Raw genomic sequence first — 20,874 nt, 5'->3', positions numbered from 1 at the left:
GGCAGGTGAGACCGTCGAAGAAGTGGGGTCACACCGTGAAGAAGCTGATCGTTCTGGCGCTGATCGCCCTTGGGGGGTTGCTGATCTGGCGTAAGGTGCAGGCCGACCGCGCCGAGCTCGACCTCTGGACCGAGGCGACCGGCAGCGAGAACTAACCGACCTGGCGAGGCGATGAGCGACGTCGTCGTCCCCATCAAGCTGGCGTGCATCGACCTCGCCGGCACAACGATCGGTGACATCGCCATGGTCGAGCGTGCGTTCGCCGAGGCGATCGCAACTCAGGGCATCGTCCCCGGGACCGGGGCCTATGCGCGTGCCATGGTTCACGTGCACCGGTCCCGGGGATGTCCCAAGATCGAGGTCTTCCGCGGGATCTTCCCCGGCAACGAGGCCCAGGCACAGGCGGCGAACCTGACGTTCGAACGCTCCTACGAGGGTGCCCTGGACCGCGCCGGGCTTGTCCCCATCCCTGGGGTGCTGGAGACGCTCGACAAGTTGCGGGGCTCCGGTGTGCAGCTCGCGCTGATCACCGGATTCAGCCGCGCCACCTTAGGCCGGGTGCTTGGCGTACTCGGGTGGCATGACCGGGTCGATCTGGCCATCTGCCCTGAGGATGCTGGGGGGCGTGGTAGGCCTTGGCCGGATATGGTGCTGCATGCCGTGCTCCGGTTGGGTATCGAGGATGTCCGGCAGGTCGCCGTCGTCGGAGACGCCGAGAGCGACATGCTGTGCGGGCGGCGGGCCGGGGCTTCGGTGGTGGCCGGGGTGATGACCGGAGTACACAGCCGCGAACGCCTCCTCAAGGGCGGCGCCACCCACATCCTGGACTCGATCGCCGACCTTCCTGACTTGATCTTGATCGAAGACTTGGGGACGCACCAGGTAGCCGCTGCGGGCCGGTAAGCTAGTGCGTCGTAAGGGGCCTTAGCTCAGCTGGCAGAGCGCCTGCTTTGCAAGCAGGATGTCAGGAGTTCGAATCTCCTAGGCTCCACAGGCATGGACTTGCCCCTCATGCGCGCTTCGCGCGTGGGGGGCAAGGCTGTTTCTCCAGTCGAGCTGAAGCTCGACCCCTGAAGGGCCTCCCTCCGGTCGGACGCCCTCTCTGGCCCGCCCGTTGCCCAGCTAAGTGGTTGGGCAGCTGGATCCCGCCCCGGTCAAAGGTGCTCCGCTTCGCTCCGCGCGCTTCTCCATGCCGCTCGCGCCCGAGCATGCCCATCGTTCCTACGTCTGCGGCATCACGGACGTCCATTGGCATCCCCGTGCAAGGTTGACGGTTCTGCTTCAGGGCGGGCACTTCTTGCTCTGCACCGGAGATGATGACTCGCCATAAGGCGACACCACCTGCGCAAAGGCAGCACGCCGCCGTGGCGTCGTCGTGTGCCTTGCCTCTCGGCCAGCGGGTGCCTTCGGGGTCGCAGTGTTCGGCGTCGCGGACCTGCTTGAGCAGGGTTTGGGGGCCCTTGGTGGCGAGAAGGTCGAGGGTCTGTTGCCGGCCCATCCGAGTATCGGACGGAGACCGCTGGACAAATGCTCGCGGACGCGGCCGAGCGGCCCGTTCAGAAGGCACAGATTGCCCTGCCGTTCCCCGCCACCAGTACCGCCCTGGCGTCGCTGCCGCTGGAGATCTCCAAGATTCAGACACCGCTCACGGAGATCGAGCGTGTCCACGAGACGAAGCTGGACGAGATCCTGAAGATTCTCCGCGACGGTGTGAGCTCAGGCTCGTAATCGGCGTTGGCGACAGGGTCCCCCGCTGTCCCCCAACTCGTTCTGACCGCACAAACAGAACTGATCCAGAGGGCGCTCGCCATTGTTCAGTGTCCCCTGTGTTCCCGCTCAATCACGCGGGCGACGGCCCGTATAGCGCCTCAATCACGAACACGGACGCCATGCCGATCAAGGGGAGCACTGGCATCGAAGCCACCACCAACCAACGAATGCCGATCCGACCTTTCTGCAACCACAAGAGGGTAAGGCCGGATATCACCCAGGCCAGCGGAGAAGCCAGCCAAGACCAGAATGTGACGCTGCTCCACGCGGCTACAGGCGCGCACATGGCGGTCTCGTGGTTGGTTAGAGGGTCAAGACCGCACTCCTTGTTCTCTATTGCACCGGGAACGAGAAAGTACGCGAAGAACAGCAGAGCCCAGACAACCACCGAGATTCCCAGAACGCACACCGCAACTACTCGCTGTAAGTACAGGGTGTCCGACATCTCAGCATCCACTCGCGACTCCACCATGGCGGCGAACTTAGAGCCTCCCCCGGGGACAGGCAACCTCGGCGGAGCCGTCGGGTTGCTGGCTCAGGAAGTGTCCCCATGTCACCGCTGTTCCCCTAGTCTGTGCTGACCAGCGCGAACGGTACCGATCAAGAGGGACACTCACCGATAGCCGGTTTCCTCGTGTCCCAGGAGAGGTGCGAGACGCCTACTTGACCTTTCCTGCGGGAGCCTGGTCAACCAGGTTGAGGGGGCGATTACGGCTGACGCCGATCGCGTGAGCCCTGTCCGTATATCAGTCTGTTGGAACTTCTAAGAATGCCTATGCAGTGCAAGCTTGGACGGGGTCGCCCTGCAGCCGACCGACACGCTATGTGCTATCTACTCCCGCTTCGCAGAAGTGCTAGCGGGTGCGCAGATTGTGCATGGGTCGTGATCGAAAGAGCGCTGCTCGGTCAAAGACTCTCCAGCGTTTACTGGTCGCCTTCGGTGAGCATCCCCCATCGCCGCCCTGCATCCGGATCCAATGGTTGACTCGCGAGAGAGGCATAGGGTTCGGCCGACATAACAGCAGTGATGGCCGAAACTGCATCGCTTGGATTCAGTAGGTCCCTTAGAGCCCGTGACGCTACGTCGATTTGGACTCCGCGTGCCGCTCGAAACGTTGCGAGGAGGACGTGTTCTACTCCAACAAATCCATGACCCATATCGCGCGCGATCTGCTCAGCGTCATGAAGCCTTGCTATCAGTTGCGGCGTGGGGCTGGGGCGTTCAATAAGGGACACTACCTCTCCTTCTCTCATCGAAAAGCACTAGGAGCACTTTGCAGGTTCTGTTAGTGCTACTGGACTTCTGCGAGCATAGATAAGGTAGCTCTAGAATTTTCGGAATGCAAGCATTTGAGGCAGATTCGGTTCAGACAATGTCAAGCAAGCACCATTTGGCTGTCGGTTGCCTAATCTAGATAAGGCCGACACGGGAGAGTGTAATGCACTTTATGGCTAGGCCGAATCTTTTCTATAATAACTCTGGCATACACTTCGCACGTCGGCGACGGCTCACACCAGACGTTGGGCATTTCCCCTCGGGCCCCCCGGTGCCCCTCCAACCCATTTTGACCGGCGCAAACGGAGCTGACCAAGAGGGATGCTCTGGTCCATCCAGCATCCCTCGTGCCCGCCGAAGAGATAGAAAGACGCTCCGCATACAAGTGCGGCTGAAACACTTTGGGGTAATCCACGTGGGCGCCCGGGATGTCTCTCGGAGTTGATGGTGTTTGAAGCGCGTTGAGGCCCGGTGCCCTGGACGGCGGAATGCGGTGGCGATGTCGGCGCCGACGCCGGCAGGCGGCTACGTGGTTCCAAAAACCGAAACGAGCGCCATGGTGCGTGAAGCGCCTATCCGACCTAACGTAGCGGCGGTGGGCGTGGGTGTGCTCCGGGGTGTCAGATGGGAGTCCATCTCAGCCCGATGGCGGTGCCGATCTGGCTTCACGGTCGTCGCAGATGACCATGGGTTCCCCTGTACCGAATCGGGCCAGCACCAGCCGCTCCACGGCGTCAGCCGTACGGCGAAGCATGACCACGGGCGCGGACGGAGAGCCGGGATGGGGCAGATCGCAGGTGCGTCAGCCCAAGGGAGGAGAGTGCGGGCGTTTGTCGCTAATCTGGGCCAGACAATTGGCGCAGTTCGCTCGGAGGCAAGAGATGTGGCGACGTCGCAGCCGCACGGTCCAATCCGACTCGGTCCCGACGGACGCCGAGACGACGGAGATGATGCAGAGCCTCGCTGAGACCTTTGTTCATGGAGCCACGCTTCAGGGATTCTCCATTGACTGGACCTCGGCCTCTGCTCTTCAGCTCGATCCATATTGCGATGCGTTCATGGCTGGAGAGCTCAGCCCGACGAGTCGCTGGACCGGTAGGCCGACGAAGGACTACATCCACACCATGGTGATGAGTATGGGGGCGTATCTCGGCGAGCTCTTGGTCCGTAATGGCGGTGGACGGTGGGCCTATGACATAGAGCAGAACAACGCCTGTGTCGATCTGGACAACGACCTCCGAATCTGGCCGCACAACAAGGTCTTCAAGCGGCTCACCATAGGACCTGAGCATTCTCTGGCGCCGTACTACCACTACGGCCTCACCCAGGAAGTTCTGGACGGGTCGATCGCGCGCGAATGGACCGACGACACCAAGCCCTCGTGATCGGTGGGTCCGCGGCGTCACCACGAAGCCATCCAGTCGTGCCCGTTGCGTGCCCGATGGGGAAGAGCGGAGAGTCACGAGGACACGATCGACGCACTGAGCTGCACCTGCGTCGATCGCTCAAGGTCGGCATGTGCACTGCAAGCAGGATGTCAGGAGTTCTGATCTCCGGGTATGCGGCCTGCTAGAAGGCCGGGTCCACTTCTAACCTGCGTCTTCCTCATCAGCCGGCGGAAGCAGGCCGCACGCATGCTCGATGTCTCCGCTGGCGACCATGTCTCGTATGGCGGCAATCATCGAGGCGAAGCCGGGCTTACGGATGATGATCAGATCCGGGCAGGAGAAGTACCGACCGCTGAGCTGCTCTCCTGTCTCCTCCCACCGATCCATGATCCCTCTGACGACGCCAAGTGTCATGAATGTCGCGTACCGGCGAGTGCCATCCGGCAGGGTGATTGTCGCGTCGGCCTGATCGGCGGTCTCGGGGGCGTATCCCTCCCACGCAGGGATCAACATCTCAAAGCCTGGGTCGCGGACGCGATAGAAGGGCCCGTCGATCTCGATCATGGAACCCACACTGTCAGGCTTGCCGCAAGCTGCAACAGTCCTCAAGTTGCGCCCCTACATCGAGCACCCCGCGCCAGGCGACATGACCGGCTAGACATCACAACCCGTGCCTTCCGATCGGTCCAAGAACCAACCCACGGACCTGGCCATCACACCATGCATGAGGTCATTTCAACGAGCGAGCGCGTGGCTGGCCGTGTTCGTTATCGGTCTGCCCGCGCTGGGCTTGGTCGCGGTGATAGTCGCGTTGCGGGGGCGGTCGTGGGTGCTGTTCTCGGTGCCGTACCTGGTGCTGTTCGTGCTGGCCTATCTCGCGAGCCTGGTCCTGCTCGCCCTGCTGCGCTTCCGGCCGGACTGGCTGCGCGCGCTGCTGGCGGCCGTGGTGGTGTACATGATCGCGTCGGTCACGCCGTTGGTCGGGACGATGATCCATTATCCGTATCACGTGCTCAGATGCGGTGGCCTACCCGTCGTCGCCACCGGCTTCGCGGCCGCCATGAGCTACAACATCCCCGGTGACGAGAGCTACGCGGTGACACCGTTCGACGAGACGTTCTTCTGCAATGAGAAGGAGGCCAAGGCCGCCGACTACCACCACTACGACTTCTGACCGGGTTCACGAAGTCCTCCCGCAGCCGGTGGCGTGGCGACGCTTCAACGGATGACCAGGTTTCGAGCGCACAGTGAATCGATAATCAGTTCGATAAAGACTTCCCTGTACGGCCGTGGGCGTTTACGATCTTCATGCTGCTTCACCTAGGCCATCACCGATGGGAACGGGGAAGATCGACATGAGACGCAAGTTGCTCGCCTGCGGTTTCGCGTTAGGCCTGCTCACCACCGCCGCCCCTGCCGCGCTCGCGCAGGCGGCCGACGTGGTGTCGGCCCCGCTCGTCTTCGGAGTGTCGGCGGCCCAGCAGGCCGTGGCGTATTGGCTGGCCGACGGGGGCGCCAAGCTCAAAACTGCCACTCCCCTCGGCCAGCCGTACGACATCAGTGGAGAACGCGTCTCCGACCCCATCGTGCCGTCCGGCAAACCCATCCAGTTCAGCCCCATGGCCCCGCTGGCGGAGGACGAACCACCCCAGACCGCGGGCAAGGTGTACTTCGTCGGCGGCGACCACCAGCCGCACTGGTGCTCGGGCGTCTCCGTCTACAGCAAGTACCGCAACCTCGTCACAACATCCGCGCACTGTGTGTACGACATGGTGAGCGCACCCGCCACGAACTACCACTGGGTCTTCATCCCAGGCCCCGCCACCGACGGCACGGCCCCGTTCGGCATCTATGCCGGCAAACAGGCGTTCACTCACTACGACTTCACCCAATACCGCGACCCCGACCGCGATGTCGCCTTCGTCAACGTCTACAGCGGTGTCGTCCCCGCCGACGACGGCACGCTGACCACCAACGGCCATCTGGGGGAGATCGTCGGCATGCAGGGCCTGGCCTACAACCGGACGATCAACGAAACGACTGCCCCTGCGGTGAACCTCTTCGGCTACCCCGCCGGCCCCCACCCCGACGGGACCCGGCCCTACACCGGCCAGAGTCTCGAACGCTCCGCCGGGCAGGTGTCCGCGACGAACCTGTCCAGCCCGTCCGCAGACCAGCTGGTCGGCGTGGAGTCCCCGTTCACCGGTGAGGGCTCGCTCGGCTCCGCCTGGCTGCAGGACTATCAGGACGATCAGGGCCTCGGCTACCTCAACGGCATCACCGTGGGAGTCTCCGACACCGACAGCGACGGCCGCTACGACACGGGGGTCTCCCCGTACTTCGACACAGGGCTGTTCAGCGTCTACCGCGCCGCGGCCTCCTACTGGACCGGCCGCATCACCTGAAGCACTCGGCCGCGCGTTCAGCGAGCAGGCGTACTGCCAGCCATCGACAGACGTCCTTCTACGACCGCATCAGGCAACGCTCCGTTGACCTCGGGGTCGAACAGAACCTGGACGTCATCCCACAACAGGTCGGGCACAGCATTCATCATCCCTTGAGAACTTGCCTCCGGGGAGGAACCTGATCATCTCGTCCACCATCGACTAAGCGTCGCCAGTCAGCCGCGCGTCATCCCCGAAGTGGGGACGACGCCGCTGCCGCCACCATGGCGAGTCAGGTGAGGCACGGGGATCCGGCGACGTTCGGACGAGGAAGCTTCTGTCGATGGGAAGCACCAGACCGTAGAGATACGGCCTGGCCCAGCGGGGCAGCGCTACGAGTATCCGTTCGAGGTCTCCACGCGGATCTTCCCAAGAGCATCCATCGCATGGGCACGTTGGCGGGAGTTCGGTGGTGGTGCCGGGGATTACGTCCCGCGTCCAGGTGAGAAGCGCAGTTGCCACCTCACCAGGCCTCAGGATGGTGTGTTCCAGGGCAATCACGGCGGCCATGGGTCGGCGCGTGAGACCGGGAACGTGGTGGATGGAGGGTCTGTGGGTCCCGCATGGCAACCTTCGCGAGCGGACCTCGGAGGGGCGCCTACGCGGCATGGCCCTTTCTGGTCGATGTCATGGCGTCGATGATCTCACGTTGAGGCCGATCTCCAGGTTCGGTCTGCAGCTGAACGGGGCCACGGCAGGATCACGATGCTTCTCAAGCGGCATAGGGCTGAGAAGCGGTGGTCGCAGGCGATGGGAATGCCGAGCGGGGTGGCTGTCCCGCTCGGAGTTCGAGCGGGACAGCCGTGCGCAATTCGGAGCGTGTTAACGCACAGTCGTGCCTAGCGCTGGCTGCCGAAGGCGGCTACGGCATCTTCTGTCGTGTCGTACAACACGAAAGGGAGTGCTGCCTCGTGGAAACGTTCGGCCAGGTCGGGTGGTGCGGCGGCGATGACCAGCCATCCAGCCTCGGACCAGGCCTGCTTTCCGGCGGCGATGAGGGCGCTGACTGTCGTCTCATCCCAGTCCGTCATTTCGGCCACGTCCAGCACCACGCATGCGGGAGTAGGGAGCAGGTCCATCACCTCTCGGAGCCGCATCGCCGGCTCGGTTTCCGTGCCGAACGTGCCGACGAGTCGCAGGACGGTGCAAGTGTCGTGATCCACCCGCTGGACATCAGACATCGATAACTGCCTTCCGCTCGGCCGTCTTTCGCTTCATTGTGCCGTCGGCGGGGCCTCGCTGCTTCCTGAACGATCGATGGCGTCGAGGACTTACGCGGGCCGACGCCCGCAGAATCGGCTGAATAACTCAGGTTTGGGAGGTCATGTCCTGGACGTCGCAGTCGTGAATGAGTGGTACTGGGATGGCGACCATGACACAAACTGGCCCTAAGGATCTAAAAGGCGTTTATCCGGTACGGCGTTCGCCGCTATGTTTTGCGGCGGCCGGCTGCCCACTCAGGGAGTTTGCCGGACATGGCGGCGGTGGCGAAGGCGCAGCGGTCGTCCATGTCGGCTTTGCATTCGGCTGGATCCATGTCGCGCCATGTCGACTGAGACCACAGGCCGTTCGGGGTCAGGTATGGAGCTGCGTGGCGGGCGTCCAGGTGTAGGAGTGCGCCGAGGGCGTCGTTCTGGTCGTAATGGCAGTCGAGGCGGGGCAGGTAATAGTCCAGGTAGGCGGTCAGGATTTCCGTGTCTCGGGGTTCGGCGAAGCGGGCCAGTGCGAAGCAGTAGCCTCTGCCGGCGTAGACGAGTTCGCTTTCCAGGAGTAGGCGGCCCAGGTGCTCGCGGAACTGGGTTCGGCGGTCCAGGCCGATCAGCCAGGCCGCTGTCAGGCGTGTTCGCCATTCGGCCGACAGGAGGAATTCGAGTTCCGCATCGGTGATTCGGCGGGCGTCTCTCGCCAGTGCGCGGCCGAAGTGGATCGCTTCCCTGTCCGGCAGGTACAGGAAGCCGCCGAGCAGCTTCAGGTAGCGGCGAACGCTTCCCCGGCCAGGCATGACGTAGCGCTGGATGGTGGCTGTCTGCTTGCTCTGAAGCCATGGGGGCAAGCGCATGTGGGCATCATGCCGCGATGCCGGCCCGAGCGGATACCTCACTGTGCCCGCTGTGGCGCGTGGACATTATCCAGAAGCGTTGTCCACAGGGTGTGGAAAGTGCCTGTTGTTTGGACACGCTGCCGCTCCCGGGGGCGGCAGGTGGCTGGGCTCAAGGCAGGTCGAAGTGCTCGATGGTGCGTGCCGCGACTGCTTCAGGCGATAGGGCGGTGTTGTCGATGCTTAGGTAGTCCGCCCGGTGGTCGAACTCGCCGTTTGAGTTGAGGCGGTACTGGGCGTCGGCGTCCAATAGGAGCTGTCTTGATCGGGTGAGGTCGCGTTTGGAGGGCTTTTCGGCCAGACGGAGTTCCCCTTGGTTTCGCTCCAGGCGCACTTCCTGGGTTGCGGAGAGTTCCAGGTGGAGAATTCGGCTGCCGTTGTTGCGGAACGGGGTGGTGTAACCGTCCAGTTCGGCTTGGTCCTCCGGGACGTCGAATGCGCAGACGTAGGTGAAGATCAGGCCGGGTAGGGAGCTCGCGGCCACCTCCTCGAATATTCGCCTGCGGAACTCTCCGACCAGTCTGCCGAAGGGCTCGGTGCCGAAATCGAAGAATCGCAGCACCGGCTCGATCGACAGATGATTGTGGAACAGCTTGTAGCCGGTTCGTTTCGCGATTTCCTCGCCGACTGTCATCTTGCCGACCGCGGGTGGACCGACAATGCACAACAGGGTGGGGCTGTTCGATTCGATATCTCTCACCGTGACACGGTAGACAGGACGTCCGGGATTCAGCAACGGCATTCCGCACCGCCCACAGATGCCATCTAGGGTTAGTCGATCCAGTGGAACCAGGCGTCGAACACCCTGTACGGCGGGTCGCCGAGGAATGTCTCCACCCGGAGTCGCGGGTCCAGAGGCAGGGCGAGTGTCTGGGAGTCGAGCAAGGCGATGCCGTGCTGATCGAGGACATGGCGGAGCTCCCGGCATTCCTCTTTCCATCCCGGGACGTCGCCATCCGCGACCCGCCCCAGCTGAGGCATTTCACAGAAGCTCGAAGACCTGATTCCAGGCTCGAAGAGCGCTGCGAAAGGAGCGAGCCGGCACAGTGCCAGGCCCAGTCCCTCGATATCCGGACCGGCCCGCCTGGCCACGAACACATCGACGTAGGACGCGTATCCGGAGCCGTAATTCCGGAACTCCGCGTGGGGAACTCTCACGCGAGGAAGCCGGCCGATATCGGCGACGACCCTCCGGAGAAATCCCTCGACGGCGGCTGCTCCACCGCCCCAGGCTCCTGCCGTGCATGCCGGCTCATCCTTCACGGCCTTTTGGAGGGCTGCCAGATCGGCCGGTTCTGTACTCACGAAGTGGATGCCCATTCTCGCGTCCACGGCCAAAGGCACGGTCTCCGGTGCTGTCCAGCTTCCTCGGCGTCGTGCCCGATCGCCTACCGCTCGGCGTACCGAGCCGTACCCACGCGGGAAGGAGCGGCGCAATGCCGAAGACCGTACCCATGAATGTTAGCCCGGGTCTCAACCCAGACGCCGATCATGATCCGGGTGAAGGAGACGGATCCCCCGGGGCCGACCTCTGGGGAGAAGTGTCGCTGGACGACGTGGATGCGGTGTTCGATGTATCCAGATCAGGCAGGGCAGATGTACTTCTTGATCGCGTTGTTGATGCCCTTGCCCTTCGCCGCCCCGAACCCCTTCGGGTGGGCCGGGGAGGTGAAGCGCTTGTCCACCTGGATGAGCGCGTCCATCTTCACCTTCGGCCACTGCTGAAGCCACGGGCACTGGTTACGCCCACGGTCCACGGCCTTCTGCTCGTCGCCGTGCACGATGTCCCGGTCGATCGTGTCCAGCGCGCGGATGTAGCCGGCCCACGCCTCCGGGCCCGGAGCCGGCGGGATACGAACGTCTTGAGAAGCGCGGGGAGAAGCCGGGGCACCGGCGCAACCTGAGATGAACGCCGCGATGGCGATCGTGGCAACGGCTAGGCGCATGGAAGGCTCCTTAAGCGGGGGCGTTCCATCCTCGCAGCTTGGTAACGTCGCCGACCATGCGGATCCTTGTTCTTGGCGGCACGTCCTTCATCGGCCGCGCCATCGTGGAGGACGCCCTGCGGACGGGCGCCGAGGTGAGCCTGTTCGGCAGGGGGAGGACGGGGCCGGAGTTGTTCCCGTCGGCGATCCGGTACCGAGGAGACCGGGACGTCGGCGACTACGCGGCGCTGCGCGACGGTGCCTGGGACGCGGTGGTGGACGTCAGCTGCTACCTCCCACGCCACGTGGAGCAGGCGATGGCGACGCTGGAAGATCGGGTGGGCCGGTATCTGTTCATCTCCAGCCATGCCGTCTACCAGCGCACGGGCGTGGGACCCGGCTCGGATGAGGACACTCCGAGAAGGCCGCCGTTGCGCGACGCCGAGGAGATCGACGACGACACCTACGGCCCGCTCAAGGTCGCGTGCGAGGACGCCGTCGTGGCCAGGTACGGCTCGCGGTCCACGATCGTGCGACCGGGCAAGGTGGCCGGGCCGTACGACCCGTCGGACATGTTCACTTATTGGGTACGGCGGGCCGCACAAGGCGGCCGGGTGGCGCTCCCCGCGGACCCCGAGCAGCCGATCCAGATCGTCGACTCGCGCGACCTGGCCCGCCTGGTGGTGCGGTTGCTCGCCGACGAGCGTCCCGGCGCGTTCCACGCGGTGGGACCGGCCGAGCCGGCCACGCTCGGCGGGCTCATCGAGACCTGCGCGCGGGTGGCGGGCAGGTCGGTGGAGATCGTGCCGGTTCCGCCCGAGTCGGTGCCGCCGTTCTTCCCCCTCGTCCGCCCGAACTGGCCCTCGCAGCAGCGCAACCCGGCGAAGGCCCGAGCGGCGGGCCTGCCCGCGACCCCGCTGGAGACGACGGCGGCCGACGTCCTGGCGTGGGATCGCGAGCGCGGCGAGCCGCCGCTGCGCAGCGGATTCACGGCGGCCGAGGAACAGGCCATACTGGCAGCGGCCACTCCCCGGTGACCCGGACAGTGACCGCCAAAAGCCAGAACCACTCTGGAGCAGGTCAGCCGCAGTGTTCGAACGGGCTGGTGTACGCGCTGCTGCCCACCGAACCGCCCCACCTGACGCACTGCTTGGCCGCGTTCGACCGGACCGGACCGGCGTAGTAGCCGTAGTTACCCGAGTCGGCGGCGCGGCTCTCGCCCTGCGGTTCGAGGAAGGCCGAGACCGCCGACGCCGTGCCGAGGTTCGTCGACTTCATGGTCACGACGCAGTTGTTGCCGTTGCCCGCGTTGTAGAGCAGGTAGGTACGGCCGCCGGTGAGCGCGGCGGAGTCGATGACCGCGTAGCCGCTGCCGCAGGCCTTCTCGGGCGTGTACGGGTTGGTCGGGTTGCCGCCACCGCCGCAGCCGTTGGTGCTGCTGATGGGCCTGCGCTGGCCCAGCGACACGGTCACGCCCTCCACGGTCGGGCTGGTGTCCATCGCACCGCCGGAGGTCCGCTGCTCGTAGTGGAGGTGCGGGCCCTTGGAGCCGCCGGTCGAGCCGACCGCGCCGATGACGGTGCCCTGGCCGACGCTCATCGAGCCCCCGGCGCCCCGGACCATGCTCGACAGGTGCGCGTACCGGGTTCTGCTGCCATCACTGTGGCGGATTTCAACCCACTTTCCGTAACTGGAGCCGCCCGCGTCGCGGAAGTACGCGGTTCCGGCGGCGGTGGCGCGCACGGTTTCACCGTTGATGTCGTCGCCGTTGTGGTTCTGCCAGTCGATGGAGCCCACGGGGTTGTGGTTCGGGGTCCAGTTATTCGCGCTGAAGGTCTTACCGCAGTTGAACGGGCTCTTGTGGGACACGGCCAGGACACTCGCGTCCTGTGCCGAGGCAACCTGGGGGATCGTCGCGACGGCGAGCGCGCATAACGCGGTCACGGTCGCGGACTTGAGGAGCTTCGGCATGCTCACCTCTCTGAAGGCGCATTTCGGGGGGTGCGGTCCCCCGATATAGATCATGAAGATAGTGGCGAAGGTTGTCTTCATTCAATCTTTGTCGAATGAAATTTTGCGGCTCTTAATCTTGGTGTCGTACGCCATAAACACCTGGAGAGATTGACCAGCTACGGACGGTCTCGTACGTTCCATTCAGCGCGTTGGACGTATCGCCAGGAGGCGACCTCAATGGAACAGTCCAGCACCACATGGCCCTGGCCGGACCTGCCGCCCGGCCCTCTCGGCTCACCCTCGCCCGACCTGCCCCGCCGGCACGCCGAGGCTCCGCTGGAGCCGACGACGATGCCCAGCGGCGACAAGATCGTGATGGCCGTCCGGTACGAAGACGTCCGCACCCTGCTGACCTCGCCGTCGTGCAGCCGGAACCTACGGACCCCCGGCCTGCCCAGGATGGTCAGCGGCACCAGCGTGGACGACGACCCCGCCGCCCTCATCAACCAGGACCCGCCGGAGCACACCCGGTACCGGCGCATCATGCAGGGCACGTTCACGCCCCGGCACATCGAACGCTGGCGTCCGCGCGCCGCGGCCATCGCGAACGAGCTGCTCGACCGGGCGGGCACGGACTTCGACGTGGTGACCGACTTCGCGCTGCCGCTGCCCGCCCGGGTGATCTGCGAGATGCTCGGCGTCCCGATGGACCGCTTCGAGCAGTTCCGCGGCTGGACCGAGACGTTCCTGTCCACCTCCGACGCCGGCGCCGAGGCGAGGGCGGCGGAGTTCGGCGCGTTCCTTGACTACGCCCGCGAGCTCATCGCCGCCCACCGGGCCGAGCCCGGCGACGATCTGCTCGACCTGCTCATCGAGGCCCGCGACGAGAGCGACCGGCTGAGCGAGGACGAGCTGACCAACATGGTGTTCACACTGATCCTGGCCGGGCACGAGACCACCGCCTCGATCATCATCAGGGGCGTGTTCCGCCTGCTGAGCCATCCTGAGCAGTACGGGCAACTGGTGGCGTACCCCGGACTGCTGGGACCCGCGGTGGAGGAGATCCTCCGCTACGAGGGGTCGGGCGGCAACGGGCTCCTGCGGCTGGTGACCAGGGACGTCGCACTGTCCGGCGGGGTCGTGCCCGGCGGTTCCGTCGTGCTGCCCAACCCGTCGGCCGCCAACCACGACCCGTCCGTGTACGCCGATCCCGGCCGGTTCGACATCCGGCGCTTCGCCGCGTCTCCGCCCCAGCCACACCTGTCCTTCGGGCATGGGACGCATTACTGCCTGGGCGCGAACCTGGCCCGGATGGAGCTCCAGGAGGCCTTCCGCGCGCTGTCCGGGCGGCTGCCCGGGTTGCGGGCGCGGGAGGATCTGGCCTCGGTCCGATGGAGCTCCGACGGGCTGATCTACCGGCCGCTGCGGCTGGAGGTGAGCGCCTGAGCGGGTGGGCCCAGATCCACCCATAGGGAACGCAGCCCCCGGAGGCGGTCGCTCCGCATCCAGACGGGAGGGCGTCCGGGGGCCCGGGAGAAGGCGGGGAAACGGGCCAGCAGCGCGGTGAAGGCGATCTCCGCCTCCATCCTGGCCAGCGGCGCGCCGAGGCAGTGGTGGATGCCGTGGCCGAACCCCAGGTGACCGGAGGCGGGGCGCCTGACGTCGAGCGCGCCGGCCTCGGTGAAACGGGCCGGATCCCGGTTGGCGGCCAGCAAGGACACATGGACGACCTCGCCGGCCGGGATCTTGACGCCGCCGTAGGACACCGGCGCGGTCGTCACCCGGAGGCTCGCCTGACCGACCGGGCCGTCGAAGCGCAGGAACTCCTCGACCGCGCCAGGGACCAGGGACGGGTCCGTGCGTAGCGCGGCAAGCTGGTCAGGATGGTCGAACAGGGCGTTCAGGGCGTTGCAGATCAGGTTGACGGTGGTCTCGTACCCGGCGACGAGCAGCAGGAACGCCGTGGCGATCAGCTCCCGCTCGGTGAGGGCGTCGCCCTCGTCGCGCGCCTGGACCAGCGTCGACAGCATGTCCTCGCCCGGGTCGGCCCGCTTGGCGGCGACCAGCGCCGACAGGAACCCGACCATCGCGGCGGTCGCCGCCGCCTTCTCCTCGGCGGGCGCGTGGCCGATGAGCGTGTCGGTCCAGGCCTCGAAGTCGCCGCGTTCACCGGGGACGACGCCGAGGATCTCGCAGATCACCGTGATCGGCAGGGGCCCGGCGAACCGGGCCATGAGGTCGACCACGCCGCCGTCGCGGGCGAGGCCGTCCAGGAGCGATTCGGTGATCTCGGCGATCCGGGGGCGGAGCGCGTCGATCGCCTTCGGGCTGAACGCCTTGGCCGCCAGCCGGCGGAGCCTGGTGTGGTCGGGCGGATCGCAATTGATCATGCTCTGCGTGAGCCACTGGCCGCTGATCATCGGACGGGCGCCGTGCCGGGCGAGCGCGGCCTCGACGTTCGCGTTGGCCTTGGACAGCGCGGGATCGGCCAGCGCGGCCCGCCCCTCGGCATAGCCGGTGATGAGCCAGCCGGGGGTGCCGCCCGGCGCCTGATCCATCCAGAGCACCGGGGATTCACTGCGCCAGGCGATGTAGTGGGAGTGCGGATCGTCGTAGAAGCCGTCGTCCATCACGGCAGGACCTTGGTGGTCAGGGGGGCCTTGAAGGGCAGGACGAAGAGGGGGCCGGTGACCACCGCCTGCTCGCTGCCCGGTCCGAAGGGGAGGTCGGCGATCTGGCGGCAGGTGCCCCGGTCCTCGATTCCGAAGATCGGGCGGCCGTCGCGGCCGATGTTGAAGCGGCCGGTCAGGGAGATGCGGTCGCGGACCTTTCCTCGCTCGTCCACGAAGAAGCCGTGGATGGGCGCGGTCGCGGAGAAGCCACGCCGGCCCTGGACCTCCTGGACGAGGTCGGAGATCAGGAAGCGCAGCGTGCGGCCTTCCGCGTCGGTGACCGTGCCCTCCAGTTCGCCCAGGAACGGGGTGAAGAGGCCGGGGGCGGCCGTGGCGAAGCCGTCCGGGTACGGCTGGGGCCGCTTGGCGAGCTGCGAGATCCGCCACATGCGTTTGAAGGTGCCGGTCCGGATGGTGTACGTGCCGTGGTCGCACACGAACGGGCGCAGCGTGCGGCCGGTCAGGTCGATGGTCTCGCGGACGATCGGGTTGCCGGTGCCGGGGTCGCCGAACCGGTCCTCGTCCACGCGTACCGACAGTCTGTGGGGGGTGAGTTTCAGGACGAAGCCGGGGCCCACGGCCTTCACCTGGTGGGCGTTCTCCTTGATGGTCAGCCCAGGGGCGCCCGGCTGAGCGGGGAGCGCCAGTGCAGTGAGCAGGGTGACGGTGATCCGTAAGACCATGGGGTCCTCCCTCGCGACCGCGCGATCACCTCAGCGTACTAGTCGCCGCCCGGCAGGACGAGGCCGTTGTCGTAGGCGAAGATCGTGGCGTGCAGGCGGTCGCGGACGCCGAGCTTGGCCAGGATGGCGGCGACGTGGTCCTTGACGGTGGCGGCGCTGATGCCGAGCTTCGCGCCGATCTCGGCGTTGCTGTGGCCTCTGGCCACCTCTGCGAGGACGTCGTTCTCCCGGGGGGTCAGTGCGGCGAGCGCCTCGGAACGGCTGGGCGGGCGGTGGCGGGCGAACTGCTGGATCAGGCGGCCCGTGACGGCGGGGTCGAGGAACGACTGGCCGGTGGCGGTCAGCCTGACGACCTCGATGACCCGGCCGGGCTCGGCGTCCTTCAGCAGGAACCCGCAGGCGCCGGCGCGCAGGGCGGAGTAGACGTATTCGTCGAGGCCGAACGTGGTCAGGACGACGACGCGGGAGCCGGGCAGCGCGGTGGTGATCGTCCGGGTGGCGGCCAGGCCGTCGGTGCCGGGCATCTTGATGTCCATCAGGATGACGTCGGGACGCAGGTCTTCGGCCAGGGCGATCGCGGCGGCGCCGTCGGCGGCCTGGGCCACGACGGTGATGTCGGATTCGGCGGACAGGACGGCCGCGATGCCGGCGCGTACCATCGCGTGGTCGTCGGCGAGCAGGACGCTGATCATGCCGGCAGCCAGACGCGGACCCGGGCGCCCCTGGCGGACACGGCGCCGCCGGCCGCTTCCGCGACCGCGCGCAGGCGGCGGGTGGCGCGGCCGGCCGGGGCGGACAGTTCCACGCCTTCCGGCAGGTAGGTGACGGTGAGCGGGGCGTCGTGGCCGAGGAGTTCGCGGGCGGCCCAGAACGCCGTCGCCTCGACCGCGCCGTGCATCTGACGCCGTTCGCCGACGCTGGTGACGAGCACGCCATGCCGTACGGCGAGGGCGTCGATGCCGGCCAGGCACGGCGGCGGATCGTCGGCGGCGGGACGGCGGAGTTCGCCGAGCAGGTCCCGAAGCGCGTCGAGCGCGGCCCGCGACCGCGCGGCCACGACGGGCAGGTCGTCACCCGCGGCCACGAGCGCTTCGGCGTGCCGCAGCGCGGTCGCGCGCAGCCGGGCGGCGAGGCGGGCACGCTCGGCCAGCGCCGCCCGCTCGCGCAGCCGGCCGTGGCGGGCGGCGGCCCCGTCGCGGCGCCGCGCCCTCCCGGCGGCGAGCAGCACACCGGCCGCCCAGGCGATCACCACCGGGACCAGCACGAACGCGCTCAGCACCGCCCACGCGGCGAACCGGTTCCCGACGATCCCCGGCCCCCAGGCCAGCGCGGCGCCCACCGTGGAGCCCACGGCCAGCGGCGCGAGCACGCCGCGCGGGCCGCGGGCGACGCCGATGCCATAGACCATGATCAACTCGATCCAGCCGCACCACAGCACGAGGTCCCCGCCCGGGGTGATCGGCCAGCCGGAGACCCGCGCCAGCTCGATCAGCGGGTAGAGGGACAGGGTCGCGGCGAGCGCGGGGACCGGGCGCGCGAGGTGCCAGCGCAGCGGGAGCGCGTGCAGGATCAGCAGGGGTACGAGCAGCGCCAGCTCCTTGCCCGGCAGCGGAACGTCGCCCGGATCGGGCACCAGCAGCCCGCCCACCGGAATCCCGACGCCCAGGACCACCGGCGCCCAGTTCCGGACATGCTCGCTCCACCACCGCCCCCGCCGCGACCCGCCGTCACCGAGCGGCAACACGGCACGCACCCGCCAGCCGCACCCCGCAGGGACCGCCGTGGGGCCCGCCTCCAGGGAGCCGCCCGCGGCCGCGGCCTCCGACTGCAGAACCGCCAGTCCGCAGCCGCTGCCCGCGTCGAAGGCCGCGCCGCCTCGTCCCTGGTCGGTGACGGTGACGACCAGCCTCCCGCCATGCTCTCTGACCAGCACGTCGACCGGGACGCCTGGGGCGTGCCGCCGGCTGTTGGTCAGCGCCTCGCGTACGATCCGCACCGCCAGCGCCGCGATCGGCGGCGGCACGTCCCCGGCGTCCCTGCGGTAGGCGACCCCGCGCCCCGGCCAGCCGGCGACGAGAGCGTCCAGGTCGGCCAGACGCGCGTGGTCCGCGCGAGCGTCGAGCTCGGTCAGCCTGGTCAGTTCCGCGACGACCAGCCGCCCCTCCCGTACGGCATGCGCCCCCGCCTCAGCCGTCAGCCGGCCATCCCGGACATGCAGGGCGGACGAGGCGCCGATCATGATGCCGGTCAGCCGGTGGGCGGCGGTGTCGTGCAGGTCGGCGGCCAGCCGGTGCCGCTCGGCCTCGGCCGCCAGACCGGGCACCGCCGCCGCACCCGAGGCGTACGCGGCGAACGCGCGCCTCCTGGCTCCGCGTACCCGTGCCGACCTGCCGAGTGCCCAGCCGGCGGCGCTGAGGCCGGCGGCCAGGAAGGCCACTCCGGCGACCTGGCCGGGGGTGCCGCCGGCGGCCAGGGTCACGGTTGTCGCGCTCGCTCCGGCCAGGGCTACGAACCAGAGGACGACGCGGGCCGTACAGGAAAAGGACAGTCCCGCCACCACCGCGACGGCCGCGAACGAGCCTGCCCACCACACCGTTCCAGGATAGGGATATCTTGTCGGGCCATGTCGCCAAGATCGTGGTTATGGTGGGGCGTCGCCGTGGTGCTCACGCACGCGCACCTGGTCTTCGCCCGCCCTTCCGACGGCATTGGGTGTGCCGGAATCGGCCTGTATCAGGTGGTCGCCGCCGAGCTGTGGTCGATCGCGGACTGGGTTCCGCTGGTCTGGTACTCGGGGATACCGGCGGTCGGCCTGGTCGTGGTGACGTGCTGGCTGTGGGAACCGTGGATCGCCCGGCAGATCGTGCGGTGGCTGGCGGCGTTGCTGCTGCTCTTCTTCGGCCTTGAGCAGTTCGGCTTCCTCGTGGATCTGTTCTTGAGCCCAGGATGTCTGGACACGTGGGGCTGGTCGGCGTTCACTCGCCTCGACCTGCTTCCGCCGCTGGCGGCGTTGTGCATGATCGCGGCGGTGCGCGCTCCCGGTCGGAGGCTCCTGAACGTCCGGCGGGTGACGGTCCTGGTCGTGGTGGCGCTGCTGACCCTGCTCCCCACGGCCGACCAGGGGCCCGGGCACACCGGTGAGCGGACGCCGGTGCGCCCGAGGGCGGCTGCGGAAGAGCAGGACTTCGATCGGTGGGAGGCCGACAGCCGGCGGGCCTGCGACCGGGGCAGGCACCGGCCGAAGGTCAAGCCGGTGGTCGCGGGCCGGCAGTGGATCCTGTCGGAAGCCGGGCTCGCGGTGTTCGAGGAATCCGCGGATGAGGGCCTGGCGTTCGAGGTGGCCGCGGACTATCCGGTCTGCGTCACCACCGAGGCGTATCGCCAGGCTCCCCCGCGGGAGTCGCGTGGGTGGGAGCGGGTCAAGGAGGTGGCGTACGTGAGCCCGGACGGCGCGATCGTGGTGCACGATCCCTTGGCGGGGCCGTCGGGGCTGCCGAACCTGGCGATCGCCGGGCCCGGACGCTACCGGGTGCGGACGCACTACCGGATCGCGCACGACGACGGGGTGGGGCATCTGCTGGTGATCGTGTTCCCGGAGCGGCGGTGAGCCACGGGGCGGGTGCCTCGGGGCTCACCGGGTGGGGCTGTTATCGCTCGTAGTGCTCGTGCAGGGTGACCGAGCGGTACTCGTGGGTCCTGTTGATCCTGGCGTCGACCAGCCAGACCTTCGCGTACACGTCGTCCTTGTTGTCGGTCCACGAATTGTCCTCGTCGAGGCGGCTGCCGCCGACGCGGATGTCGAACTCGGCGCTGAGGCCGCCGGACCAGGCGGAGACCCAGCTGACGGGGACGGCGAAGAGGGCGTTGTCGAAGGCGGGGTCCTCGCCGAACGTCTTGGCCGAGAACGGCTCGCCCGGCGCGTCGATGATGGCCTGGGCGTCGCTCTGGCTCATGGTGACGTCGATGCCGATGTGCACGTCGTAGATGCCGGGTCCGGCCTTGGTGATGCCCAGGCAGATGACGGCGTTCTTGTCGGTCCTGCAGGACTGGGCGTTGGCCGGGGGCGCGACGAACAACATCAGCGTGGCGATCGTGGCCGTCAGGACGCTGATCGCGGCGACGAACCGGCGGCTCATGGTGGTGACCAAGGGTTCTCCTCGGGGTGGTGCGCCGCACTCCGTTGGCGGCGCGCTCATCCCGTGGGGCGTGACATCGCCGTTCCATGGGGGTGGAACGGCGCATGGCACAGGCCGGACGTCAGGTGACGAGCAGCAGCGACTTGCCGACCGTGGCGCGTTCGGCGAGGGAGGCGTGGGCGTCGGCGGCGCGCTCCAGCGGGAAGGTGGCGCCGATGCGTGGCGTGATGACGCCCTTCGCGGCGAGGTCGAGCGCCTGGGCCAGCACGTCGCGGACCTCGTCCTGCTCGGGCGGGCCCGCCTCCAGCGCGTTGTGGACGCGTACCCGGCGCCGTTCGGCGAGGTCCGGGTCGATGGTGGTGAACTCCCCGCCGGAGGTGCCGTACGTGATGAAGCGCCCGCCCTCGGCCGCCGTCTCGAACGCCGCGAGCCCGAGCGCCCCGCCCACGCCGTCGAAGACGAGGTCGACGCCGCCGGTGGCAGCGCGTACGCGCTGCCGCCAGTCCTCGGCCGAGTAGTCCACGACGAC

Annotated in this window: 24 protein-coding genes and 1 tRNA gene; 10 read left to right on the top strand and 15 right to left on the bottom strand. The window is 67.4% G+C overall.

The annotated features are described in order from the left end of the window. Positions 1-35 precede the first annotated feature (35 nt). The 4 genes from ACFWYW_RS15425 (at position 36) to ACFWYW_RS15410 (ending at position 1,728) form a co-directional block, all read left to right on the top strand. Entirely contained in the window at positions 36-155 is a 120-nt protein-coding gene (locus tag ACFWYW_RS15425; RefSeq protein ID WP_214319204.1) for a DLW-39 family protein, read from the top strand. Between the two features lie 16 nt (positions 156-171). Further along, the gene (locus tag ACFWYW_RS15420) at positions 172-903 is read left to right on the top strand and encodes an HAD family hydrolase (RefSeq protein ID WP_379615762.1); all 732 of its coding nucleotides are present in this window, start codon (positions 172-174) and stop codon (positions 901-903) included. A gap of 15 nt (positions 904-918) precedes the next feature. Beyond that, a tRNA-Ala gene (locus ACFWYW_RS15415) sits at positions 919-991 on the top strand. Positions 992-1,527: 536 nt separating this feature from the next. Beyond that, on the top strand, positions 1,528-1,728 hold the full coding sequence (locus ACFWYW_RS15410; protein WP_379615764.1) for a hypothetical protein: 201 nt from the start codon (positions 1,528-1,530) through the stop codon (positions 1,726-1,728). A gap of 112 nt (positions 1,729-1,840) precedes the next feature. On the opposite strand, the gene ACFWYW_RS15405 is transcribed toward ACFWYW_RS15410, so the two are convergent. Both ACFWYW_RS15405 and ACFWYW_RS15400 read right to left on the bottom strand, forming a co-directional pair. Further along, a complete protein-coding gene (locus ACFWYW_RS15405; RefSeq protein ID WP_379615766.1) occupies positions 1,841-2,215 on the bottom strand; it encodes a hypothetical protein in 375 nt (124 codons plus the stop codon). 479 nt (positions 2,216-2,694) lie between these two features. After that, positions 2,695-3,024: a Clp protease N-terminal domain-containing protein gene (locus ACFWYW_RS15400; protein WP_379615768.1), complete on the bottom strand. Its 330-nt coding sequence runs from the start codon at positions 3,022-3,024 to the stop codon at positions 2,695-2,697. 969 nt (positions 3,025-3,993) lie between these two features. On the opposite strand from ACFWYW_RS15400, the gene ACFWYW_RS15395 reads away from it, so the two are divergent. Further along, the gene (locus ACFWYW_RS15395) at positions 3,994-4,431 is read left to right on the top strand and encodes a hypothetical protein (protein ID WP_379615770.1); all 438 of its coding nucleotides are present in this window, start codon (positions 3,994-3,996) and stop codon (positions 4,429-4,431) included. Between the two features lie 204 nt (positions 4,432-4,635). On the opposite strand, the gene ACFWYW_RS15390 is transcribed toward ACFWYW_RS15395, so the two are convergent. Beyond that, a complete protein-coding gene (locus ACFWYW_RS15390) occupies positions 4,636-4,998 on the bottom strand; it encodes a hypothetical protein (RefSeq protein WP_379615772.1) in 363 nt (120 codons plus the stop codon). A 160-nt stretch (positions 4,999-5,158) separates the two neighbouring features. On the opposite strand from ACFWYW_RS15390, the gene ACFWYW_RS15385 reads away from it, so the two are divergent. Then, the gene (locus ACFWYW_RS15385) at positions 5,159-5,608 is read left to right on the top strand and encodes a hypothetical protein (protein ID WP_379615774.1); all 450 of its coding nucleotides are present in this window, start codon (positions 5,159-5,161) and stop codon (positions 5,606-5,608) included. A 181-nt stretch (positions 5,609-5,789) separates the two neighbouring features. Further along, on the top strand, positions 5,790-6,839 hold the full coding sequence (locus tag ACFWYW_RS15380; RefSeq protein ID WP_379615776.1) for a hypothetical protein: 1,050 nt from the start codon (positions 5,790-5,792) through the stop codon (positions 6,837-6,839). An 878-nt stretch (positions 6,840-7,717) separates the two neighbouring features. Here the strand turns inward: ACFWYW_RS15380 and ACFWYW_RS15375 are convergent. The 5 genes from ACFWYW_RS15375 to ACFWYW_RS15355 all read right to left on the bottom strand — a co-directional run bounded on the left by ACFWYW_RS15375 (position 7,718) and on the right by ACFWYW_RS15355 (position 10,922). Continuing rightward, a complete protein-coding gene (locus ACFWYW_RS15375; RefSeq protein WP_379615778.1) occupies positions 7,718-8,059 on the bottom strand; it encodes an STAS domain-containing protein in 342 nt (113 codons plus the stop codon). Between the two features lie 248 nt (positions 8,060-8,307). Beyond that, positions 8,308-8,937, bottom strand: a complete 630-nt coding sequence (locus ACFWYW_RS15370) for a DUF6000 family protein (protein ID WP_379615780.1) — start codon at positions 8,935-8,937, stop codon at positions 8,308-8,310. Between the two features lie 151 nt (positions 8,938-9,088). Continuing rightward, complete coding sequence (locus tag ACFWYW_RS15365) at positions 9,089-9,676, bottom strand: hypothetical protein (protein WP_379615782.1); 588 nt, start codon at positions 9,674-9,676, stop codon at positions 9,089-9,091. 71 nt (positions 9,677-9,747) lie between these two features. Continuing rightward, on the bottom strand, positions 9,748-10,296 hold the full coding sequence (locus ACFWYW_RS15360; RefSeq protein WP_379615784.1) for a hypothetical protein: 549 nt from the start codon (positions 10,294-10,296) through the stop codon (positions 9,748-9,750). A 263-nt stretch (positions 10,297-10,559) separates the two neighbouring features. Then, positions 10,560-10,922, bottom strand: coding sequence for a hypothetical protein (locus ACFWYW_RS15355; protein ID WP_379615786.1), 363 nt, complete (start codon positions 10,920-10,922; stop codon positions 10,560-10,562). Between the two features lie 56 nt (positions 10,923-10,978). Here ACFWYW_RS15355 and ACFWYW_RS15350 point away from each other — a divergent pair, with 56 nt between their 5' ends. Next, positions 10,979-11,938 carry an NAD-dependent epimerase/dehydratase family protein gene (locus ACFWYW_RS15350; protein WP_379615788.1) on the top strand — a complete coding sequence of 320 codons (960 nt, stop codon included), beginning with the start codon at positions 10,979-10,981 and terminating at the stop codon, positions 11,936-11,938. 43 nt (positions 11,939-11,981) lie between these two features. Here the strand turns inward: ACFWYW_RS15350 and ACFWYW_RS15345 are convergent, their stop codons facing one another. Beyond that, complete coding sequence (locus tag ACFWYW_RS15345) at positions 11,982-12,872, bottom strand: M23 family metallopeptidase (protein WP_379615790.1); 891 nt, start codon at positions 12,870-12,872, stop codon at positions 11,982-11,984. A 219-nt stretch (positions 12,873-13,091) separates the two neighbouring features. Here ACFWYW_RS15345 and ACFWYW_RS15340 point away from each other — a divergent pair, with 219 nt between their 5' ends. After that, positions 13,092-14,300 carry a cytochrome P450 gene (locus ACFWYW_RS15340; RefSeq protein ID WP_379615792.1) on the top strand — a complete coding sequence of 403 codons (1,209 nt, stop codon included), beginning with the start codon at positions 13,092-13,094 and terminating at the stop codon, positions 14,298-14,300. Here ACFWYW_RS15340 and ACFWYW_RS15335 read toward each other — a convergent pair. Genes ACFWYW_RS15335 through ACFWYW_RS15320 form a run of 4 tightly spaced genes read right to left on the bottom strand, consistent with a single transcriptional unit; the run spans position 14,267 to position 18,802 of the window. Beyond that, positions 14,267-15,484 carry a cytochrome P450 gene (locus tag ACFWYW_RS15335; RefSeq protein ID WP_379615800.1) on the bottom strand — a complete coding sequence of 406 codons (1,218 nt, stop codon included), beginning with the start codon at positions 15,482-15,484 and terminating at the stop codon, positions 14,267-14,269. The genes ACFWYW_RS15340 and ACFWYW_RS15335 overlap by 34 nt on opposite strands. Further along, positions 15,484-16,209 carry a hypothetical protein gene (locus ACFWYW_RS15330; protein WP_379615794.1) on the bottom strand — a complete coding sequence of 242 codons (726 nt, stop codon included), beginning with the start codon at positions 16,207-16,209 and terminating at the stop codon, positions 15,484-15,486. The genes ACFWYW_RS15335 and ACFWYW_RS15330 overlap by 1 nt, the downstream gene beginning before the upstream one ends. A 38-nt stretch (positions 16,210-16,247) precedes the next feature. Next, a complete protein-coding gene (locus ACFWYW_RS15325; protein ID WP_379615796.1) occupies positions 16,248-16,901 on the bottom strand; it encodes a response regulator in 654 nt (217 codons plus the stop codon). Beyond that, positions 16,898-18,802, bottom strand: a complete 1,905-nt coding sequence (locus ACFWYW_RS15320; protein WP_379640989.1) for a sensor histidine kinase — start codon at positions 18,800-18,802, stop codon at positions 16,898-16,900. Before ACFWYW_RS15320 ends, ACFWYW_RS15325 begins: the two co-directional genes overlap by 4 nt. Before the next feature lie 30 nt (positions 18,803-18,832). On the opposite strand from ACFWYW_RS15320, the gene ACFWYW_RS15315 reads away from it, so the two are divergent. Further along, positions 18,833-19,816, top strand: coding sequence for a hypothetical protein (locus ACFWYW_RS15315; protein WP_379613000.1), 984 nt, complete (start codon positions 18,833-18,835; stop codon positions 19,814-19,816). 40 nt (positions 19,817-19,856) lie between these two features. Here the strand turns inward: ACFWYW_RS15315 and ACFWYW_RS15310 are convergent, their stop codons facing one another. Both ACFWYW_RS15310 and ACFWYW_RS15305 read right to left on the bottom strand, forming a co-directional pair. After that, a complete protein-coding gene (locus tag ACFWYW_RS15310; protein WP_379613001.1) occupies positions 19,857-20,357 on the bottom strand; it encodes a hypothetical protein in 501 nt (166 codons plus the stop codon). Positions 20,358-20,466: 109 nt separating this feature from the next. After that, positions 20,467-20,874, bottom strand: a 408-nt coding sequence (locus tag ACFWYW_RS15305) for a zinc-binding dehydrogenase (protein WP_379640987.1), incomplete at its 5' end; no start/stop codon positions are given.

Source organism: Nonomuraea sp. NPDC059023 (assembly GCF_042740095.1).
Lineage (GTDB): Bacteria > Actinomycetota > Actinomycetes > Streptosporangiales > Streptosporangiaceae > Nonomuraea.
The sequence above is the reverse complement of the archived record's forward strand: the minus strand, read 5'-3'. Positions and strand labels throughout refer to the sequence as shown.

Excerpts from the sequence above, each read along its gene's own strand:
- ACFWYW_RS15420 (WP_379615762.1), top strand. The coding sequence starts at position 172 with ATGAGCGACGTCGTCGTCCCCATCAAGCTGGCGTGCATCGACCTCGCC.
- ACFWYW_RS15410 (WP_379615764.1), top strand. The coding sequence starts at position 1,528 with ATGCTCGCGGACGCGGCCGAGCGGCCCGTTCAGAAGGCACAGATTGCC.
- ACFWYW_RS15405 (WP_379615766.1), bottom strand. The coding sequence starts at position 2,215 with ATGTCGGACACCCTGTACTTACAGCGAGTAGTTGCGGTGTGCGTTCTG.
- ACFWYW_RS15400 (WP_379615768.1), bottom strand. The coding sequence starts at position 3,024 with ATGAGAGAAGGAGAGGTAGTGTCCCTTATTGAACGCCCCAGCCCCACG.
- ACFWYW_RS15395 (WP_379615770.1), top strand. The coding sequence starts at position 3,994 with ATGATGCAGAGCCTCGCTGAGACCTTTGTTCATGGAGCCACGCTTCAG.
- ACFWYW_RS15390 (WP_379615772.1), bottom strand. The coding sequence starts at position 4,998 with ATGATCGAGATCGACGGGCCCTTCTATCGCGTCCGCGACCCAGGCTTT.
- ACFWYW_RS15385 (WP_379615774.1), top strand. The coding sequence starts at position 5,159 with ATGAGGTCATTTCAACGAGCGAGCGCGTGGCTGGCCGTGTTCGTTATC.
- ACFWYW_RS15380 (WP_379615776.1), top strand. The coding sequence starts at position 5,790 with ATGAGACGCAAGTTGCTCGCCTGCGGTTTCGCGTTAGGCCTGCTCACC.
- ACFWYW_RS15375 (WP_379615778.1), bottom strand. The coding sequence starts at position 8,059 with ATGTCTGATGTCCAGCGGGTGGATCACGACACTTGCACCGTCCTGCGA.
- ACFWYW_RS15370 (WP_379615780.1), bottom strand. The coding sequence starts at position 8,937 with ATGCGCTTGCCCCCATGGCTTCAGAGCAAGCAGACAGCCACCATCCAG.
- ACFWYW_RS15360 (WP_379615784.1), bottom strand. The coding sequence starts at position 10,296 with ATGGGCATCCACTTCGTGAGTACAGAACCGGCCGATCTGGCAGCCCTC.
- ACFWYW_RS15355 (WP_379615786.1), bottom strand. The coding sequence starts at position 10,922 with ATGCGCCTAGCCGTTGCCACGATCGCCATCGCGGCGTTCATCTCAGGT.
- ACFWYW_RS15350 (WP_379615788.1), top strand. The coding sequence starts at position 10,979 with ATGCGGATCCTTGTTCTTGGCGGCACGTCCTTCATCGGCCGCGCCATC.
- ACFWYW_RS15345 (WP_379615790.1), bottom strand. The coding sequence starts at position 12,872 with ATGCCGAAGCTCCTCAAGTCCGCGACCGTGACCGCGTTATGCGCGCTC.
- ACFWYW_RS15340 (WP_379615792.1), top strand. The coding sequence starts at position 13,092 with ATGGAACAGTCCAGCACCACATGGCCCTGGCCGGACCTGCCGCCCGGC.
- ACFWYW_RS15335 (WP_379615800.1), bottom strand. The coding sequence starts at position 15,484 with ATGGACGACGGCTTCTACGACGATCCGCACTCCCACTACATCGCCTGG.
- ACFWYW_RS15330 (WP_379615794.1), bottom strand. The coding sequence starts at position 16,209 with ATGGTCTTACGGATCACCGTCACCCTGCTCACTGCACTGGCGCTCCCC.
- ACFWYW_RS15325 (WP_379615796.1), bottom strand. The coding sequence starts at position 16,901 with ATGATCAGCGTCCTGCTCGCCGACGACCACGCGATGGTACGCGCCGGC.
- ACFWYW_RS15315 (WP_379613000.1), top strand. The coding sequence starts at position 18,833 with ATGTCGCCAAGATCGTGGTTATGGTGGGGCGTCGCCGTGGTGCTCACG.